A 19,276-nucleotide genomic window follows, 5' to 3' on the forward strand; every position below is an offset into this window, starting at 1 on the left:
AAAATAAGAGAAAACATAAATCCCATCACTCATTCTATAAAGGAGGCAAACCTGCCCATGAATCGTTCTGATTCTCGACAGGGGGGCAGCTGGAAGCCGGACCCGTCCCATTCCTTACCTCTGTACCGACAGATTGAAGTCTATATCAGCGAGAAAATTACTGCCGGCGAATGGACAGCAGGATATCGGCTTCCATCACAACGGACATTGGCTCAAACCATGGGTGTGAACCGCAGCACGCTGGTTACTGCACTGGAAAATCTGGCTGCCGCAGGCATGATTGAAGGCAGACATGGCGGCGGAACATATGTCTGTGGCTCTGGCTGGCATGCGCTGGCTCACGGAGCCATGCCCAACTGGGAGGAAGCCATCGAAGAAGGCTGGTATTACCCCAATCTGCCAGAGGTACAGCAGATTAACCGGGCTGAGTTCCAGCCAGGCATCATCAGGCTTGGTACAGGTGAGCTTGCACCTGAGCTGATGCCCCAGGAGGCTTTTAACGACCTCCTCCTTGCTCTATCCAGTCGTCCTCGTACACTAAACTACCTCGAACCTCAGGGTAGTCTGGAGCTCCGTCAGGCTTTGTCCGTTTACTTGCAAGAAAGTGGTATCCAAGCCTCCCCTGACTCCATTCTGATCGTATCCGGCTCTCTTCAGGCACTGCACCTTATTTCAGTTGGGCTTCTGCCCCGCGGATCGGCAGTTCTGCTGGAGAAACCATCTTATCTGTACTCCATTCATGCCTTCCAATCCGCCGGATTGAAAATGAGTGGCATTCCGATGGATGCCGAAGGATTACACACTCCGCGTCTGGAAGATGCCGTACAGAATAATGCAAACAGGGAAAGCATCTCGCTGCTCTATACGATTCCGAGCTTCCACAATCCTACCGGCTCCGTCATGAGTGACAGCCGCCGGGAAGAACTGCTCGCCACAGCGCGGAACATCGGCATCTCCATATTGGAGGATGCCGCGTACAGCGACCTGTGGCTGGACGAGCCCCCGCCGCCATCACTGAAAGCGCGTGATAAAGAAGGACGGGTGCTGCACATGGGCACCTTGTCCAAGGCGGTCAGCCCCGGTCTGCGCCTCGGCTGGCTAGTTGGGCCAGAGCCGGTCATCCGTCGCCTCGCAGACATCAAGATGCAGACAGATTATGGCACCAGCTCCCTCGCTCAGGAGGCTGCTGCACTCTGGTTTGCCGATGGATACCACGAGCAGCATATGGATCGCCTGCGGCCAGAACTGCGCAAACGCAGAGACTTTATGCTTGAGCTTCTGCAACGCGATTTCAGTGAACTCGCCGATTGGAGCATACCTGCCGGAGGCTTTTATATCTGGCTCCGATTTACCGCCAGTCCTCTATCCATTCGCGAACTGTTCCATGCCTGTCTGGAGAATCATGTGCTGATTCATCCGGGTTATCTCTATGACCGCCTAGATACAGAGCACATTCGTCTGTCCTATGCTTATGCTTCACCGGATGAGATGGAGCGTGGTCTTCACTTGCTGGCACAGGCAGTCAAGAAGCTGATGTCATCATGAAATGAAAGAACCGCCTTGATCGGAAGGAGTGACATCCCTCCGATCAAGGCGGTTCTTTTGAATTTTTGTATTAATAAGGCAGATACGTCTCGTCTAGATCGCAGGCAGGTTTTCTTTACCCTTTTACCGCACCTTCTGCAATACCCTCCATGATGAACTTTTGGAAGAACGCATAGATGAGAACTACTGGAATCGCGGTAAGTACCAGGGAAGACAGAATCAACGGCCATTCCTTGTTGTACTCGCCAAACAGCATGTTCGTGGACAGAATCAGTGTATAACGATTCACATCCGTCAGCATGAGCAGTGGCAACAGGAAGTCATTCCAGATCCACAGGAAGTCCAAGATGGCGATGGTGACCGTAATTGGCAGCAACAGTGGGAAGATGATCTGGAAGAACGTCTGGAACTCATTACATCCATCCATCTGTGCCGATTCTTCCAATTCACGCGGGATGGACTTAACAAACCCGTGATACAGGAAGATCGCCATGTTCACACCAAGTCCGATATAGATCAGGGCCAATCCGTATGTGCTGCCTTGAACGTGAAGTCCTTTGGCAACCCGTGTCAGCGGAATCATGATCGAGTGAAAAGGAACGAGCATGGATGCCACGAACAGGAAGAAGATCAGGTTGCTCAATCTGCCTGAAGTACGCGACAGCTTGTATCCGGCCAATGAAGCGCAGAATACAATACCCCCAATCCCCAGGAAGGATACAATCGCCGAGTTCAAGGAGCTGCCCAGCAGGTTGATTTTGTTAAATGCATCCGAGTAGTTTTCCCAATGAAATGTCGTTGGGAGAGCTATAAAGGATTGGAACATTTCGCCTTGTGTTTTGAATGAGTTCACAATCGCCATGTAGATTGGCAGCATTGCGACGAGGGAGCCCAGCACCAGCAGCAGTCGAATCAGGTAGCTGTTAATTCGTTGCATCCTCATGCTTCCACCTCTTTCTTCTTCATCACCGTAATCTGGATGAGCGTGAAGATGAGCACGATGACGAATAACACAACCGACTTGGCACTGGCATATCCGTATCTAAAATTGTTGGAGAATGCCTCTTCATAAATATTCATCGTAATGACCTGAGTGGCTCTGCCTGGACCGCCACCTGTCAGACCGTACACAACTTCAAATACTTTGAAGGCACCGTTCAGTGTTAGGAAGAAACAGATTGTCACAGCATGAGTAATCATCGGCAATACGACATTACGCAGTACCTGGAACGCGTTGGCTCCATCAATAACAGCCGCTTCCTTCAGACTCTTCGGCACACCCTGGAGTGCAGCCAGATAGATGATCATCATATACCCCACACCATTCCAGAGCGATACGATCAGGATGGAGTAGAATGAAAATTTCGGATCACCCAGCCACTGTTGGTCCAAAAAGGAGACGGCTAACTTCTCGGCCAGTTGCGGCAGCACCTGGGAGAAAATAAATGTCCACATAAAGGCGCTGATGATTGTACTGATCATGTTCGGCATGAAAAACAGGGTCCGGAATAACCCCTTGCTGCGCGTCCGTGTCTCAATGAACACGGCGAGCAGCAAGGCAATTCCATTTTGCAGGATCAGCATAAACACCACATATTTCAACGTGAACCACAGGGAATTCAGAAAGTCTGGATCTTCCTTGAACAGTTCCACGAAGTTCCCCAGACCGATAAAACTGTAATCCCGGTTCAGACCATTCCAGTCCGTCAAGCTGTAGAACAAGCCGCTAAATGTGGGATACAGCAGGAAAATGGCATAGATGACAAAGGCAGGCGCAGTGAACGCTAGCAGCGACAGATACTTCTTGAATACATTCGTAGCCATTGGTTCTCCCCCTTTTCACTATAAGCAGACTCGCGGAAACGGGGGAACGAAGACCGTTCTGCCAGCCGTTTCATCTGCTTACTTGTTGACTTTGTTGTAGGATTTCCACGCCTTGTCGAGCGCATCAATCACCTGCTGCTGATCCAGTTGTCCGGAGTAGTAACCTTGCAGCGCTTTGCCTGATTCATCCTTAACCGCTTGAGGAATGGATGGATCCTGATACGCTTTGCCTTCATTAACATATTTCAGGGCATCGTCTACCCAAGGGAAACTTTTGAAGTCATGAATTTTGGCAACCGGATTGAATTTCAGTGCTTCGTAGAATGCACTTGAATCCTTGTCATCAAGAACATAGTTTACGAAGTCGAGTGCCACTTCCTTGTTTTTGCTGGAGGAAGATACGGCCAGTGAAGTCGATGTGCTCAGGTTGATTTTGGTATCATCCGGGTTGTCATTGATTGGCAGTGGAGCTACGCCGAAGTTGATATCCGGATTGGACTTCAGGATGGTTTCTGCGAACCAAGGTCCTTGAATCCACATTGCTGCTTTGCCTGTTGCAAAGGCTGCTGAACCATCATCGCCGCCCACTTCGAGTGCTTTCTCCGTACCATTGGCATTGACGAGATCGAAGATGTCGAACAAGGATTTCATATCCGAGAAGGAACCTTGATCCTGATTCATCTTATCCAAGAAGTCTTTATGTTCTGACTGAGTCAGTGCACCTACAGTAAGTGGCAGGAACAGTTGTGGAATCCAGGCTTCTTTGTATGAAAGTTCAAACGGGGTGATGTTGGCTGCTTTCAGCTTTTCCACGACCGCTTTCATTTCCGTCAAAGTTGTAGGTACCTCTATCCCCTGCTCTTTGAAAATATCCTTATTGTACAGGTATCCCCAAGATAACGTTTCCAAAGGAACGGCCACGACTTTACCCGATGCATCCGTTACGGAAGGCTTAACGGAATCCAGTAATTTATCGACAAAAGGTTGACCCGACAGGTCTTCCAGATAACCTGCTTTGCTGAACGGTGGAATTTCATTGACCGCATGAAGTGCGAACACGTCCGGTGCATCATTGGAGGCAAGTCGTGTTTTCAGAATCTGAGGCGCATTATCTGCTGGCGGCATCTCCAGTTGTACGTTGACCTCAATATTCTTTTCGGCTTTCTCCTTGGCTTTGAACTGTTCTATATATTTATCGTAATGTTCTTTCAGCCGCGGCTGTGCAATGAATACTTTGAGGGACACCGTACTGCCCGATGCAGTTCCCTCCGCCTTACCATCCGTACCCGCATTGGAACCGCAGCCTGCGAGCAGAACACTCACAAGTACCGCACTTGCTACGCTTTTCCATACTTTCATCTCTTATGACCTCCCGGTGTAACTGGTTTGTCTTTCATAGGATCATTATATATCACAAAATGAAAGCGCTTCATTGGACATTATTAGACTCATTTATTGGATTATTTTAAACCTTAATCCAACAGTAAGCTCTCTGTGAATGAATTATTTAGGGCTGTTACCTGATATTCGAGGTTGTCCCTTTCGCATCTCTCCAGGCGAAACTCCGAAGTGTTTCTTGAACACCCGGTAAAAGTACGATACATCCTCATAACCCGTCATCTCAGCAATATGTTTGAATGGAATCTGATCATCGAGCACCCATTCCTTGGCTCTTGCCATCCGTAACTGGACAATATAGTCGGTCACATTCACGCTGTGTTCTTTTTTGAACACCTTGCTGAGATATTCTTTGCTAACAAAAAAGATCTGGGCAAGCTGCTCCAGCGTAATCATCTCCATGCAATGCTGATCGATGTATTGCTTCACCTCATCCAGGTTCAGCTTGTTCTTGAATTTGCGCTGCGCAATCAGCTGCTCCAACGAAGTATAGTAAGGCGCTGATATCCAGTCCACCGCCGATGCGATGGACGCCAGAGCAGTCGGTGGCGGGAGCACAGCTGCTACAGGTTGCTCGCATAAGCCGTTGGAAACACACAGCTCGCCCAGCAGCGTCTGTAATTCGTATGCGATCCGCCCAAGCTGTTGCGGTCTCCGGATATCACTGGTATCAAGTCGGTGCTCCAGCTGCCCGAACAGCTCATGTAATCCCTGAACGTTCAAGTCGTTAAAACGCAAGCGTGCCTGCTGCTGAAACAACGAGAATTCGCCAGAAAAAGCCGAAGGATAAGGTTCCCACGACTCCGGCCCGGACTCGGTCTTTTCCAATTCACGTTTACACTTGGCCAGAACGTTATTCAATTCATCGGGATTTACTGGCTTAAGCAGATAATCAGCGGCACGGTGACGAATGGCATGTTTCGCATAATTGAAATCATCATAACCGCTGACCACAATCACTTTGATATGCGGATATTGTGCGCTCAGCGTCTGGAGCAGTTCCACGCCGTCTTTACCCGGCATACGCATGTCTGTAATGATAATATGGGGCTGATGCTGCTCGACCAACCGGATCGCCTCTCCGCCATCCTCTGCCTCACCTGCTACCACCATGCCAAGCTCATCCCACGTGCCCAAATTGCGCAAAATGTCTCTATTCCATGGCTCGTCGTCCACTAACAGCACTCTATAATGATCCTTGTTCACGAGATCTCGCCTCCTGTATGGCAAGGAATTCGAACAGTGACACGGGTTCCCTGTCCTTCCCCACTCTCCATGTTCATACCGTATGCAGGCCCAAAGTGCATCAAAATGCGTGATGCGGCATTGACCAGACCAATGCTAGTGCCCGAGCTCCATACTCTGTCTCCTTGCTGGGACAGCTTGGACAGTCTCGATTGCATCTCGGCCAGCCTCTCTTGATCCATGCCCATCCCATTATCGGAAATGCGGATGGTTACCTCATGATCTAGTCGGACAACTTGAATGTTCAATTTCCACTCTCCCTGCTTTTTCTCCAGACCATGAACAAATGCATTCTCCACAATCGGTTGCAGGGACAACTTGGGAATGTAACAGTCATTCAGCCCGCCTTCAATCTCCAGTTTATATTCAAGTCTGCTGCCAAAACGCTGCTTCTGGATGAGCATATAATGCTCCAGTTGGTCCAATTCGGACTGTAATGGCACAAGACCATCCGGCGCTCTGACAATATAACGGAACATCTCACTTAGTGCACGAATAACTTTATAACTGTCTGCCGGCTTCTGTGAGTACACCATACCTCCGATCATCTGCAACGTATTTTGTAGAAAATGCGGGTGAATCTGGGACTGAAGCGCCTTGAGCTCGGCCGTCTGTTTCTCCAGATTCATGAGATAGTTATCCCGGATATGCTCCCGAATGCGGCTTGCCATACCATGCAGATTTTTCTCCAGCAGGCCAATCTCATCCACCCGACCACTGCGCACCACTTCCTTGTCCTTGATCAACTGGATTCCCTTCATGGAATTCGCCAGTCTGACAATCGGTTTGGATGTTCGCCAAGCCACAAGTGCTGCCAACAATACCGAAACCACGGTAGCTAGCCCACCCACAACAAGACCATATTTCATCGTTTCCATTGCACTCTCATTGATGACATGGGAAGGTACAATTTTGATCAGACGCATTCCTGAAGGATCAATGGCATGATAGAATACATATTCCTTGGCTGTTCGAATGAAACCGGAACTGTCCTTCGTAGCTGCGAGCCTTTCCAGCGCCTCTGCTGAAGGCTGTATCTCCTTATTTGGCTGATAGACCGGACTTCCCGTACTATCCGCGATGTACACCGCATAATCTCCCCGGCTGTCCAGCAATTCCAGTGTCTGATTGAATTCGGCCCACTTGACTTCCAGACTGATCGCGCCGATCTGCGCCTGATCCTCGAATCGGTTCATGCTGCGGGTCATATGAAACTTCTCTGGATCGTTCGGATCATTAATAATCGTAAAGTCCTTATGCTGTTTAAAAAGTTCATCGTATGCCGAAGGAATGTCCGGGACTGATCTGATCCGGCTTTCCATCGAGTTGAAGGTGAACAATGTGTCCAGTTCCTTCAGGTATAATTCCACACCAAATACATAGTTGCCAGCCGAATAATATACACTGTTCAGCATGTTGAACACAGCCTTCTGTTCATCGAAGCGGCTGGCAGCTGGAGCATCCTGGTTCAATGCCAAATACTGATGCAGCTCATCACTGATCTGAATGGAATAGATGAGATTGTTCATCCGCGCGAATTGTTCACCCAAATAGATGGAGGCCCAATTCATATTCGCACGGTTGGTCTCCATGATCTCTTCTTCCATGGAAGAACGGGTATTTTCGGCTGCTACAACCGTCATGGCAATGACGGGCAGAATGGCCAGAAACGTCATGGTGAGGATTAATTTGTTGCGAATGCTGCGTTTGAACGGATCAGTAAGCTTCCGATATAATTCGGTAAACACGAGGCATCCACTCCTGAGCTATGAGCTAAAATAAGATAAACGCCCCAGCATGAAGCCGAGGGCGCTTTGGTCTTGGTATTCTTTTTATAATCATTGAAAACAGACTTGTCAATTCATTTATGATTTCCCATTATTGCTCAATAATGCAGAACCCCCATGGTTCCAGCTTCATATTCTGCCCTCCGGACACCGCTGTTCCTGCCAAAAGTTCCGTTCCGTCCCCGTAGGCATACACGAACGAAATCGCCTGATCGGAGTAGTTAAAGAAATACCGAATCGTATTCCCCTGATCATTCACTCCGCTCTTCACGATGATTGGAAAAGCCAATTCCTGATCGGTTCCCCACAGTCCAGCTTCCTTCATGACACGCTCCAACACGTTGCGGATCACCGCGGAGCTGGTATAACATCCAACGTACGTTGCTTTGCCCTTGCCATAGGTATTCTGGGTAATTGCTGCATATTCTCCCCAGTGAGGATGATCATACCAGGCCAGCACTTCTGCAGTTGTTGGTGTGATGAGTTCCATCCAGGTGTGAATCTGATTCTGTTCCTCTCCAACCTCGAACGGATCATCTCGAAGCGAAACATTTTTCGGCTCTACAAAAAGGTTGTAACTGATGCCACAAGCCTCACTGATCAGTCCAGGCTGGTGGGTAGAGCGGACCTTAATATGCTCATTAGCGAATCCGCTCTTGAAGGAGTAAACGACATGCCCACCATCTTGTACGAATTGGTTCAGCCTCTCAAGCAAGACATCGGAAGCTGCGTACAAAGCAGGCACAACGATCACATCATAGCCTTCATAACTCTCCACAGACGGATCAATCAGATCACAGCCAATATTCATTTTGTATAATTCGTCATACATCCAGCGGATAACGTCGTTGTATTTTTTGTCACTCGTAAAATTAAATCCGAACCACTTGATCGACGTCAACGCCTCATTGCTGAACAGCACGGCTACCCGATTCGTTTTCTTCAAATTCACCAGTTGCGGGCTAAGTCTGGCAAAATCCCGGCCGATCGTTTTGGCCTCGTTGTACACCGGATTGGGTTCAAAATCATGGCTCAGCAATCCTTTCCAATACGTCTCAAATGAATTATGCAAGGAATGCCAGTGCCAATAGGCGACCATGTTTGCTCCCGATGCCAGGTGGCTAAACGCCTGAAGGCGAAGCTGTCCGGGGTAGGGAACCCAATGCCAGAAAGCCTGCGCTTCCGTCTCCAGTACGAGATAGTTCGATTGTTTGGTGGAACGTGCCACGTCACCACCGAATGAAATCTCAATGCCGGTCAGATCATCCTGCGACGGATGGTAGATGTCCACACTGGTGATGTCAAAAGGTTTGGATGCGGCAAAATGGTCCACATCTCCCTGAATGCCGTACGAATATCCACGCCAGTCGAAGTCAAAATTCTGGGTTACAAACTGCCCCTCCTGTTTGTACTCATTTACAATTCCGACCTGCCACGCTAGAAAGTTAGTTACCAGTTGGCGCTGGAATTTGGCAAATTCAGCTCCCAGACTGCCGTTGATTGTACCAACAACAGACGGGAAGTCCTCCCAGCTATTAATGCGGTTACTCCAGTAATCCAGCCCAAATTCCTTGTTCAGATCATCCAATGAGCTGAACTTGTTACGCATATATTTGACGAATTGCAATTGTACATTATCTCCGGCAGTGTTGTAATGCTTCGTTTCGTTATCCGTCTGATAACCAATCACGGCAGGGTGTTTACTGACACGGGAAATCAGCTTGCGAATGATGCGTTCCGCATAGAACAGATACGTCGGATGTGTGATATCCATGATCTGCCGCGCCCCATATTTCCCCGGTCCTTGTACCGTTGTTGCCAGAACATCCGGGTGCTCCTTGACCATCCACGTCGGAACAGCATACGTAGGTGTACCCACAATAACCTGAATACCCGCCGCATGCATGGCATCCAGAACACGATCTACTGAGGAGAAGTCGAATACACCATTCTGTGGTTCATGCGTACTCCATGTTGATTCCGCAATCCGCACCACGTTGATGCCTGCATCTTTCATCATCTGAATATCCTTGTCCAATCGCTCATAAGGCATATATTCGTCATAGTAGGCTACCCCGTACAATAACTTGTCCATGTTAAAATCCCCTTTTCATCCGGAAGTATGAAGCTCTTGGCATTTATACAAAATGAAATGATCCAATTGAAAAATGATAACGTTTACATTATTATCTATTGAAGTACATCAGAGACTTAGCAATCTGCCGAACGCTCTCCTGTTCTGCGATTTTCAATGTTGGCGTTAAACTGATTATAATGAAGTATACTATGGGTGCCGATTGTACAAGGCGAGTTATTTTTACCCTTTTCCGAGGTGAATGTCATGGATATCCGATCGCAGCTGCGAGAAATGCCACATCATACACTGGCTCACTGGCTGCCTATTATCGACTGTAACATTAAATTCTATGGAGCGCACAGCCAACAAGTTCCATACGGTTGGGCGATGCCGGAGGAATGCCATCCGGGCTTTGAAATTATGCTGATTATAAAGGGGACTCAGGAGAGTGTAATTCACGGATATACCTATACGGTTGAGGAAGGTTCGATTCTGCTAATTCCACCCGGATTCAAACATACAAACCAATGTGTATCATCAGAGGGCATGACGTACTTCAGTGCTCATTTTAATGTAGATGATCCCGTATTTACCCTGAAGCTGATGTCACATCACAGCCGAATCTATGAGGCAGGCACCACAGATAATATGCAAATGCGCCCTGTCCTGGAGAACTGGATGAACATGATCAGAACATCGGAGGCATACACTTCCACAGACAAATTTATCATGCAGGCACGCATGTTTGAATTGTTTGCCCTGCTGTCCCAAGCAGCTGACCGTGAACCACTATCCACCCGATCTGATGCTTCGCCTAATGCTCCAGCTCCCGCAGCCATGCATTATGCAGGAGCCATCGCAGAAGCCATCAAACAGGCGTTCCATACCCAGCTCCGAATCAAAGAGGGCAATGTATCCACCGTCAAAGTGGAACAGATCATATCCTCATTTGGCATCAGTCCGGGATATGGGTTGCAGATCTTTCGCAAGGTATACGGACAATCTCCACGGGCCTACCTGTCCAGCCTGAAGCTGCAGGAAGCCAAAGTACTGATCGAACAGCCGAAGCTCTCTTTGGGGGAAATTGCATGGAAGCTGGGCTACACCCATCTGTCGCACTTCAGTCGGCAATTCAAACGATGGACGGGCCAGAGTCCACTTCAATATCGCAACGCCGTTCAGGATCTATCCAACGAATCGGGTCCAGTGGACCAGAGTTGGGAGACCGAATCGGACTAAGAAAGGAATCAGAAGATGAATGAATAGATGGGTTAAGGGCCGTATGATCTGTTGCGAATATGCTCATACTCTTCCGGGGTATTCATATTACTAAGCTGAATGGCCACATCATGGACACCAGCGCTTTCCAGCTCATCGACGTCGACATATCGGCAGCTGATCTCTTCAAGCCATTGGGTTACTTTCAGTCTATTATCTATTAAGCGCTGTTCAAGTTCGGGGAGAACATGTCTATGATATGCACCTGCAAGCGGATGAACACGCCCTGCCAGTCGTGGAACGATCGCTTGATGCTCTTGACCTGATTCGGTGAGCCACTTCATACCTTTGAAAAAGGATGGCTCTATAAGCGGCATATCACAGGCGCAGACAAGGTTCCAGTCTGTCTGCGAGGCTTTCAGCGCGGCATGCAACCCTGCCAGCGGTCCCTTCCCAGGGTAATAATCCTGAACGCAGTCATAGGGCAATGCCTTGTATGCAGCCGTGTTGGCTCCTGCGGAAACGATAATACTATTCACAGCTGGTGCCATCGCTTGGATGACCTGCTCCAGCACGCTGGAACCATTCCATTCCAACAATGCCTTATTGGAACCCATACGGCGGGATAAACCTCCTGCCAATACAATACCTGTCCATTCCATCGTGCTCACGGTAATCCTCCTCGTTCAATAAACTTATTCTATACATTGAATACCCTTTCAACAAATGATACATTGAAGAATATGATTCTGAAAGGAATGGCTCTATTGGACAGATATGCACCCGGAAGAGGCAATCCCTCTTTGGTTTCGCTGAAACTATATAACTTTTTCATTTATGGAGCCATTTCAATCTTCGCCGGTTTTCTTCAGTTGTATTTGCAGGAAATCGGGATGACCAAATTGGAGATTGGCAGTCTGATGGCGATTGGTCCGTTTGTATCCTTGTTCGCTAATCCGTTCTGGGGCTTCTGGAGCGATAAATCACGCAATATTCGCATTATTCTGATGATGATGATGGGTGGCACCTTTGTGCTTGCTCAGGCCGTATTCTATGCGCCTACGTATGCCTGGATTTATGCAGCCATGATCTTTTTTTATTTTTTTCAAAGTCCACTGTTTGCCCAAACCAACAGCCTGATTCTTGGTTATATTGATGGCACGACTCAGAAATTCGGTACGTTTCGGCTATGGGGATCGCTGGGCTGGGCTCTAACCGCTGTGGCTGCCGGACCGCTGATTGACCGCCTGGGAGCGGGCAGTGTATCGATTGTCTTTGCCTTCATGATTGTCATTGCCTTTGTCTTTGCCTTGTTTCTACCCAGACAGCCGATCGCTTCAGATACACCTGTAGTGAGCTTTCGACGTTTCGGCAGGGTGATGTTCAATCCGTACTTTATGATCTTTATCGGGCTTGGGGTGCTCGTTTCCGTACCCAACGCCATGAACAGTACATTTATGTCATTATACATCGTGGAAATGGGTGGCGATAAACAGATGGTTGGCTGGGCCATCTTCACATCATCCATCCTTGAAGTGGGTGTTTTCTTGCTCCTGGACCGTTTTCTCAAACGCAAAATGAGCATGCTTCTATCATCGCTCATCCTGATCAGTCTGTTGTTCGCCATTCGCTGGCAGCTCATGGCCTTAGCGAACAATCCGTTAGAGATTGTGTTCATTCAGCTCATGCACTCCATTACGTTCGGCGGGTATTTCTATGTAGGGACTCAACTGACGATGCTGTTCATTCCAAGGCCGTACCGTTCCTCTGGTCAGGCCGTGTATACGATGGCCTGGGGCGGCCTCTCTGGTGTCATTGCCGGCCTGTTCGGCGGCTGGCTGTTCCAGAGCTTTGGTGCTGAAGTGATGTATAACATCGGGGTATTCTTCTCCCTGATCGGTGCTGTTGGTTTTGCAATCATGTGGCTCTCGAACCGCCGCAACGGCTATCAGCCAACTGTGTTGACGGAAATGGGTGAAAGGTAATTTTTTGTTGGCAAAGGTTGAACCTTTCAAGATCTACACTGGAGCACTACGAGGACAGAACAATCTTTCGATCGCTGTTATCCCCGGATTTTTTTGATTCCCTTTCTATAAGGGTAAAATCCGGTGATAAAGGCGACCGCTTCGCTTCTCCAGCTTTGTTCTGTCCTCTCCGTTATGGTGTAAATAACAAAGTTCAAACAATCAAACAAAAGATTAAGAATAGTAGTAGTAAAAAGAAAGGCGTCTCCATTGGCTTATTGCCCTGGAGACGCCTTTTACGTTTATAACCCTAGCTTGTAGCCTTGACCTTAAAGCTTTTAACTTTACCCTTGCCTACTCTGTACTTCACCTTATGCTTTTGGCAGTTGGAACGAGCTTTTCAGGGATACAACCCGGTTAAATACCGGACGGCCTGGCTCGGAATGTTTCGGATCAACGCTGAAGTAACCATGACGGAAGAACTGGAATTTATCCTGTGCTTTCGCTTCCTTCATCTCTTGCTCCACAAACCCTTGAACGACTTCAAGAGAGTTTGGATTCAATTGATCCAGGAACGTTTTCTCCGGTTGCTCTTCCAGCTCTGTTTCCTCTTCAGCATCCGGTGCTTCTGCGGTGATCAGAGGTTCATACAGACGGAATTCAGCAGGTACCGCTTGGCTTGCTTCCACCCAGTGGATGGTACCTTTAACTTTACGGCCTGTGAATCCACTGCCACTCTTCGTTTCCACATCATAGGTACAATGGATTTCAGTCACATTGCCTTCTGCATCCTTGATTACATCGTTACATTTGATGAAATACGCATGTTTCAGACGAACTTCGTTGCCAGGGAACAAACGGAAATATTTGTTCGGTGGATTTTCCATGAAATCGTCTTGTTCAATATAAATCTCACGGGAGAACGGAATTTGGCGATTGCCCATCTCCGGATTCTCCACATTATTCTCAGCTTCGAGCCATTCCACTTGCCCTTCAGGGTAGTTGGTAATGACCACTTTGAGCGGGTGCAGAACAGCCATCGTGCGCGGAGCTTTCAGTTTCAAGTCTTCACGGACAAAGTGCTCCAGCGTTTGCAGGTCGATGACGCCTTGGCTTTTGGAAATGCCTGTTTCGAATACGAAATCACGAATCGCTTCCGGTGTATATCCCCGGCGGCGCAGACCTGAAATCGTTGGCATGCGCGGATCATCCCATCCATCCACATGGCCTTCATCCACGAGCAGTTTCAGCTTCCGTTTACTTGTCACCATTTGCGACAGGTTCAGGCGGCCAAACTCATATTGATGTGGTTGGTTCTCCATCTCACATTCGGCAATAACCCAATCATAGAATGGACGTTGATCCTCAAACTCCAGGGAGCAGAGGGAGTGGGTTACTCCTTCAATGGCATCTTCAAGTGGATGTGCGAATGCGTACATCGGATAGATGCACCATTTGTCACCCGTATTATGATGATGTGCATGAGCAATACGATAAATGACCGGATCACGCAGGTTGATGTTCGGTGAAGCCATATCAATCTTGGCGCGCAGCACTTTCTCACCGTTCTGGAATTCGCCTGCACGCATCCGTGTAAACAGGTCCAGATTCTCCTCTACAGTGCGGTCACGGTACGGGCTGTTCTTGCCCGGCTCAGTGAGCGTTCCACGCATAGCACGGATTTCTTCAGCGCTTTGGTCGTCGATATAAGCTTTGCCTTTTTGGATCAGCAAGACCGCGCGGCTGTACATTTCATCAAAATAATCGGAAGCAAAACGTTTCTCGCTCCACTCATATCCGAGCCATTTCACGTCTTCCTGAATCGATTGAACATACTCTACATCTTCCTTGACCGGATTTGTGTCATCGAAGCGCAGATTTGTTTTGCCGCCAAATTCGCCACCCAGTGCAAAGTTAATCCAGATCGCTTTGGCATGGCCGATATGCAGATAACCGTTCGGTTCCGGAGGAAAACGGGTAATGACTTCCTGGACTTTCCCTGACCGGAGATCTTCGGTAATAATATTTTTGATAAAGTTAGGTGGGGTTGTACGATTGTCCACAGGTATCAAACCTTTCATGAATTGATTGGAGCTTTCAGGAATTTGCAGCAATTCCGGCTAAAATTCCTTTATAACGAAGTCATTTCCTGAAAAAATCTATTTTCTTGGAAAGTTTCGTACGCGTTTCATTTAAATATACCTTTAACGAGGGAGGAGTTCAATAAATAACGCCCCAAAATCAGGATCAGTTACACACAAGATAGGCCCAAAACCATTTTGACGGGTTCGCACGAATCATGTAGCATGATAGAAAAACAGAATTTAAGGGAGGGTTTCCCATTGAACGCGCTAAAACTGTCCAAAGAACAACAGGATGAAGCCATACGTACCATCCAGTCGTATTTCGAAGAGGAACGCGGCGAAGAACTGGGCGATCTGGCAGCTTGGGGTGTGCTGGATCTTTTCATGACCCAGTTGGCTCCCTTCATATATAATCAGGCACTGGGTGACGCCCGTACTACGGTGAATCAACGCATGGCCTCGATGGAAGAAGACCTGTTTGCATTGGAGCGCAAGCTACCGAAGAATTCCCGATAATTCATTATTTTAAAGAAAGAAGGTTGCACTCATGTTTACCTATTCATTGGATGAATATACCGAACTCCGCCCACTTGCCATGGAGCACACCAAACCGTTGTTCGAACTCACGGACCGCTCGCGGGACCAGTTGAGGCATTGGTTACCGTGGGTGGACAACGTGACCGAGATTGAGCATACTTCAAATTTTATCAGCAATGCATTGAAACAGGGCGCTGACAACGGCGGGTTCACCGCAGGTGTCTGGCTGAAAGGCGATCTTGCCGGCATCATCGGCTTCCACGAAATCAACTGGACCAACCGCACGGTAAGCATCGGTTACTGGCTTGGCAAAGGTTTTGAAGGTCAAGGCTTGATGACCAGCGCATGCCGCGTTCTGGTGGACTACGCTCTCGTCACCCTGGATCTGAACCGTGTCGAGATTCGTTCAGCAACCAACAACAAGCGGAGCCGGGCCATCCCTGAACGGCTTGGGTTCGTCCTTGAAGGCGTTATTCGCCAGGCTGAGAAACTGCCTAAGGGCTATGTTAACCATGCGGTGTATGGCATGCTGCAGCATGAATGGGAACTTTTACGCTAATTAGACTTACATAATTTGAATGGTTGGAGGACCAGCTTCCATTACGAATGACGGCCCTCACAATGCATACATCAACCCTTAAAGCCCCTCCTACTCCACAACACGTGGAGAATAAGGAGGGGCTTATCTTATTTGCGCATTTATGCATCCATATAACTTCGAATCTCTCGATCCGACTTCTTCTTAGAGCGCACGTACCATGCCACCGTCCACTACAAGAGATGTACCTGTAATGTACGTATTCGCTCCTGATAAGAGGAACACAACTGCTTTGGCAAACTCGTCGGGTTGACCATAACGTCCCAGTGGAATTTCCTTACGGAATTGTTCGGCAACTTCTTCCTCACTTATTCCGTTCTGCTCTGCACGTGCAGCATCCAGTTCACGTATCCGATCCGTACCAATTCTACCCGGTGCAACCGTATTAATCAGAATGCCATATGGCGCGAGTTCCTGTGACAAGGTCTTGGCTAATCCGAATACCCCCGTACGGAACGTATTGGACAGAATCAGACCGGGGATCGGCTGCTTCACAGAGGTGGAGGCAATGTTCACGATATGTCCGCCATTCTCCTTCATGTAAGGGAGCGCACCGCGAATCAGTCTGACATAGCTAAGTACATTTAATTCAAATGCACGTTCCCAATCTTCATCCGTCAATGACTCGAATGTTCCTGAAGGCGGGCCGCCTGAATTGTTCACCAAAATATCAATCTGCCCAAACTGTTCGCCTGTCTTGCGAATCAGGGCATCAATATCTTCCTTGCTTGTCACATCGGTTGCACAATATTCGATACGTCCACCACCACCCAGCGCCAGCAGCTCCTGTTTCACCGCTGCAAGCTTCTCTTCGTTCCGGCTGGCGAGCATGACATCAGCGCCTTCTGCCGCCAATTGAGCGGCTACCGCTTTGCCCAGTCCTCGACTGGATGCAAGCACCAGCGCCTTTTTACCCCGAAGTCCCATGTCCATTGTTGTTCCTCCTTCTACTCTGTTCTATCCGTTGGCCCGGATGAAATAGCTCATAAGAATATCGTCCACATAATTGCCTGCAATATAAAATTCCGACACCAGTCTGCCTTCCGTCACAAATCCGCACTGTGTATAAAAAGCAATCGCCCCTGGATTGCTGGATAACACCCGCAACCTAAGTTTGATGATCCCTTGTTCAAAGGCATGGTGTTTCATCGCATCCATCAGGGCTGTAGCAATACCACAGCGCCGATCATGGGGATGAACAGCGATATTAATCTCGTATACATGGCGGTTAACAGGCAGTCCTGTTGGCAGATAAAAGCCCACATAACCACATACCCGCTCTCCCTGAACGGCAATCAGCTGACTGCCTGGAGGACAATGCTGCAAATATTGTTGTCTGGATCGCCACTGAAACGGGGCCGGAGAGGTATGCTTATCCCATACCAGTGCATCCAGTTCCATCAGTTGGGCGGCATCCTTGATCTCGGATGGCCGAATGGTGTACGTATGGCTGATAAGCATAAAAGTTCAACCTTTCGTGCAATAGTCGATAACACTGCGCAAAGCAGCGTTAGAAAAAATGGCTTGTTCCTTACTCATTTCGACATTTTGCAATTGAATACGTGCAAAATGCTCCTTTGCTTTATATTGTAGCATAGCCTCAGACTTGACTAAAATTTCACTCAGTGGAAAGAAATGAACACTTAACCTTGCCGTAACGTCATCGTTTATACTGAATTGAAAAGGAGGTGCACATGATGAACATCAAAGAAGCCGCGGACAGACTCGGCATATCGGCGAGAGCTATTCGCTTTTACGAGGAAAAAGGACTGATCTTCCCCGTCAAACAGACAAGTAACGGATATCGTACATATACCGAGAATGACATCTGGCGGCTGCAAACCATTGCAGCTCTGCGTGAAATTGGGATGTCGCTTCAGGATATCACCCAAGCGCTCGGAGAGATTGACCAGGGCAATCAGCAGCGGCTGGAAGAATATCTGGAGCTGCAGCAGGCGGTCATGTATGCCCAATGGGTTGAGCTCAAGCGCATGCTGGATACAACCCAGCGCATGATTGATCTCAATCGCCAAGACGGGCCATTGGATGTCAGTCATCTGCATGATCTTGCAGACAGTGCGCGCCGTCTCAGGGAAGCCCGGCAGAACTGGCATGACCGCTGGAATTACGATATGCAAGCAGCCATCCACGATCAGCGCGTACAGGCGGCGAATGGTCGTCTGCCAGGACAAATTGCCTCAAACGTCAGCATTGATTCGAGACCTGGAGCCATGCAAGCAGCGGTTGAGTCGGATCGAAAAGGCGGACCAGATCATAACGGCGATGAAATCCATAGCCAGAACAATAGCCAGACAGCACACAGTCCAAACAGCGATACAACGTATACGGAAGATGCAGGATCAGGATCGGGAGAATTAGGAGTAAGAGTAGGCGCAGGACCGTTCAATATATATGACAACTATGATGAGGCGCTGGAGCAGACGGCAAGCTGGATATCTCCTGTGCCCGGCGAAAAAGGACTCGATATCGGTACAGGCACGGGGAATTTGGCTGGCAGACTGTTAGAGCGCGGCGCAGCGATGACTGCCATCGATCAATCCCGGGAGATGCTGCGTACATGCCGCACCAAATATCCCGAGATGCATGTGAAGCTTGGCAACTTTCTGGCGTTGCCTTTCGCCGACCATTCCTTCGATTTTGTCGTATCCAGCTTCGCCTTCCATCATCTGAGCCCAGACCAGCAACAGTTGGCGTTACATGAAATGCAGCGAGTGTTAACTGCACGTGGACGGATCTGCCTGACAGATCTGATGTTCGCTGATGCAGCTCACCGTCAGACGTATATTCAACAGGCTGAAGCAGCAGGTCATGAGGACCAATTGCAAACGATAAGGGAACGTCATTTCCCGCTGCTGGACGGCCTGTGCGGCTCGCTGGAGGACGCAGGCTATGTGACGAAGCATATACGCCATAATGCGCTTCTGCACACGTTGCTGGCCGTTCCTTTGCGTTAGAATGATCATCCCACCGTAACGAGT

Annotated in this window: 16 protein-coding genes; 6 read left to right on the forward strand and 10 right to left on the reverse strand. The window is 48.6% G+C overall.

Annotated features, from left to right (window positions below):
• Positions 1–57 precede the first annotated feature (57 nt).
• Positions 58–1,545: an aminotransferase-like domain-containing protein gene (locus tag BUA17_RS11190; protein WP_072733654.1), complete on the forward strand. Its 1,488-nt coding sequence runs from the start codon at positions 58–60 to the stop codon at positions 1,543–1,545.
• 115 nt (positions 1,546–1,660) lie between these two features.
• Here BUA17_RS11190 and BUA17_RS11195 read toward each other — a convergent pair whose 3' ends face one another.
• The 6 genes from BUA17_RS11195 to BUA17_RS11220 all read right to left on the reverse strand — a co-directional run bounded on the left by BUA17_RS11195 (position 1,661) and on the right by BUA17_RS11220 (position 9,894).
• The gene (locus tag BUA17_RS11195) at positions 1,661–2,488 is read right to left on the reverse strand and encodes a carbohydrate ABC transporter permease (protein ID WP_024632759.1); all 828 of its coding nucleotides are present in this window, start codon (positions 2,486–2,488) and stop codon (positions 1,661–1,663) included.
• On the reverse strand, positions 2,485–3,369 hold the full coding sequence (locus tag BUA17_RS11200) for a carbohydrate ABC transporter permease (RefSeq protein WP_064641854.1): 885 nt from the start codon (positions 3,367–3,369) through the stop codon (positions 2,485–2,487). The genes BUA17_RS11195 and BUA17_RS11200 overlap by 4 nt, the downstream gene beginning before the upstream one ends.
• A gap of 78 nt (positions 3,370–3,447) precedes the next feature.
• On the reverse strand, positions 3,448–4,728 hold the full coding sequence (locus BUA17_RS11205; RefSeq protein ID WP_064641853.1) for an ABC transporter substrate-binding protein: 1,281 nt from the start codon (positions 4,726–4,728) through the stop codon (positions 3,448–3,450).
• A 144-nt stretch (positions 4,729–4,872) separates the two neighbouring features.
• Positions 4,873–5,973 (reverse strand): response regulator, encoded by a 1,101-nt coding sequence (locus BUA17_RS11210; RefSeq protein ID WP_072733655.1) that lies wholly within the window; start codon positions 5,971–5,973, stop codon positions 4,873–4,875.
• Complete coding sequence (locus BUA17_RS11215; protein ID WP_072733656.1) at positions 5,970–7,760, reverse strand: sensor histidine kinase; 1,791 nt, start codon at positions 7,758–7,760, stop codon at positions 5,970–5,972. Before BUA17_RS11215 ends, BUA17_RS11210 begins: the two co-directional genes overlap by 4 nt.
• Before the next feature lie 130 nt (positions 7,761–7,890).
• A complete protein-coding gene (locus BUA17_RS11220) occupies positions 7,891–9,894 on the reverse strand; it encodes a beta-galactosidase (RefSeq protein WP_072733657.1) in 2,004 nt (667 codons plus the stop codon).
• Between the two features lie 246 nt (positions 9,895–10,140).
• Between BUA17_RS11220 and BUA17_RS11225 the strand changes: the two genes are divergently transcribed.
• Positions 10,141–11,115: an AraC family transcriptional regulator gene (locus tag BUA17_RS11225; protein ID WP_072733658.1), complete on the forward strand. Its 975-nt coding sequence runs from the start codon at positions 10,141–10,143 to the stop codon at positions 11,113–11,115.
• A 32-nt stretch (positions 11,116–11,147) separates the two neighbouring features.
• On the opposite strand, the gene BUA17_RS11230 is transcribed toward BUA17_RS11225, so the two are convergent.
• Positions 11,148–11,756: a molybdenum cofactor guanylyltransferase gene (locus BUA17_RS11230; protein WP_072733943.1), complete on the reverse strand. Its 609-nt coding sequence runs from the start codon at positions 11,754–11,756 to the stop codon at positions 11,148–11,150.
• Positions 11,757–11,852: 96 nt separating this feature from the next.
• Here BUA17_RS11230 and BUA17_RS11235 point away from each other — a divergent pair, with 96 nt between their 5' ends.
• Entirely contained in the window at positions 11,853–13,079 is a 1,227-nt protein-coding gene (locus BUA17_RS11235; protein ID WP_063566968.1) for an MFS transporter, read from the forward strand.
• Between the two features lie 350 nt (positions 13,080–13,429).
• Here BUA17_RS11235 and BUA17_RS11240 read toward each other — a convergent pair whose 3' ends face one another.
• Positions 13,430–15,139 (reverse strand): glutamine--tRNA ligase/YqeY domain fusion protein, encoded by a 1,710-nt coding sequence (locus BUA17_RS11240; protein WP_170867831.1) that lies wholly within the window; start codon positions 15,137–15,139, stop codon positions 13,430–13,432.
• Positions 15,140–15,400: 261 nt separating this feature from the next.
• On the opposite strand from BUA17_RS11240, the gene BUA17_RS11245 reads away from it, so the two are divergent.
• Both BUA17_RS11245 and BUA17_RS11250 read left to right on the forward strand, forming a co-directional pair.
• Positions 15,401–15,658 carry a DUF2164 domain-containing protein gene (locus BUA17_RS11245; RefSeq protein ID WP_090808970.1) on the forward strand — a complete coding sequence of 86 codons (258 nt, stop codon included), beginning with the start codon at positions 15,401–15,403 and terminating at the stop codon, positions 15,656–15,658.
• A gap of 31 nt (positions 15,659–15,689) precedes the next feature.
• Complete coding sequence (locus BUA17_RS11250; protein WP_063566926.1) at positions 15,690–16,238, forward strand: GNAT family N-acetyltransferase; 549 nt, start codon at positions 15,690–15,692, stop codon at positions 16,236–16,238.
• A 183-nt stretch (positions 16,239–16,421) separates the two neighbouring features.
• On the opposite strand, the gene BUA17_RS11255 is transcribed toward BUA17_RS11250, so the two are convergent.
• Both BUA17_RS11255 and BUA17_RS11260 read right to left on the reverse strand, forming a co-directional pair.
• Positions 16,422–17,210 carry an SDR family oxidoreductase gene (locus BUA17_RS11255; protein ID WP_072733659.1) on the reverse strand — a complete coding sequence of 263 codons (789 nt, stop codon included), beginning with the start codon at positions 17,208–17,210 and terminating at the stop codon, positions 16,422–16,424.
• 24 nt (positions 17,211–17,234) lie between these two features.
• The gene (locus BUA17_RS11260) at positions 17,235–17,738 is read right to left on the reverse strand and encodes a GNAT family N-acetyltransferase (RefSeq protein ID WP_072733660.1); all 504 of its coding nucleotides are present in this window, start codon (positions 17,736–17,738) and stop codon (positions 17,235–17,237) included.
• A 233-nt stretch (positions 17,739–17,971) separates the two neighbouring features.
• Between BUA17_RS11260 and BUA17_RS11265 the strand changes: the two genes are divergently transcribed.
• Positions 17,972–19,252 (forward strand): methyltransferase domain-containing protein, encoded by a 1,281-nt coding sequence (locus BUA17_RS11265; protein ID WP_083584673.1) that lies wholly within the window; start codon positions 17,972–17,974, stop codon positions 19,250–19,252.
• Positions 19,253–19,276 lie beyond the last annotated feature (24 nt).

Origin of the sequence: Paenibacillus sp. ov031 (assembly GCF_900143165.1) — a bacterium.
GTDB lineage: Bacteria > Bacillota > Bacilli > Paenibacillales > Paenibacillaceae > Paenibacillus > Paenibacillus marchantiae.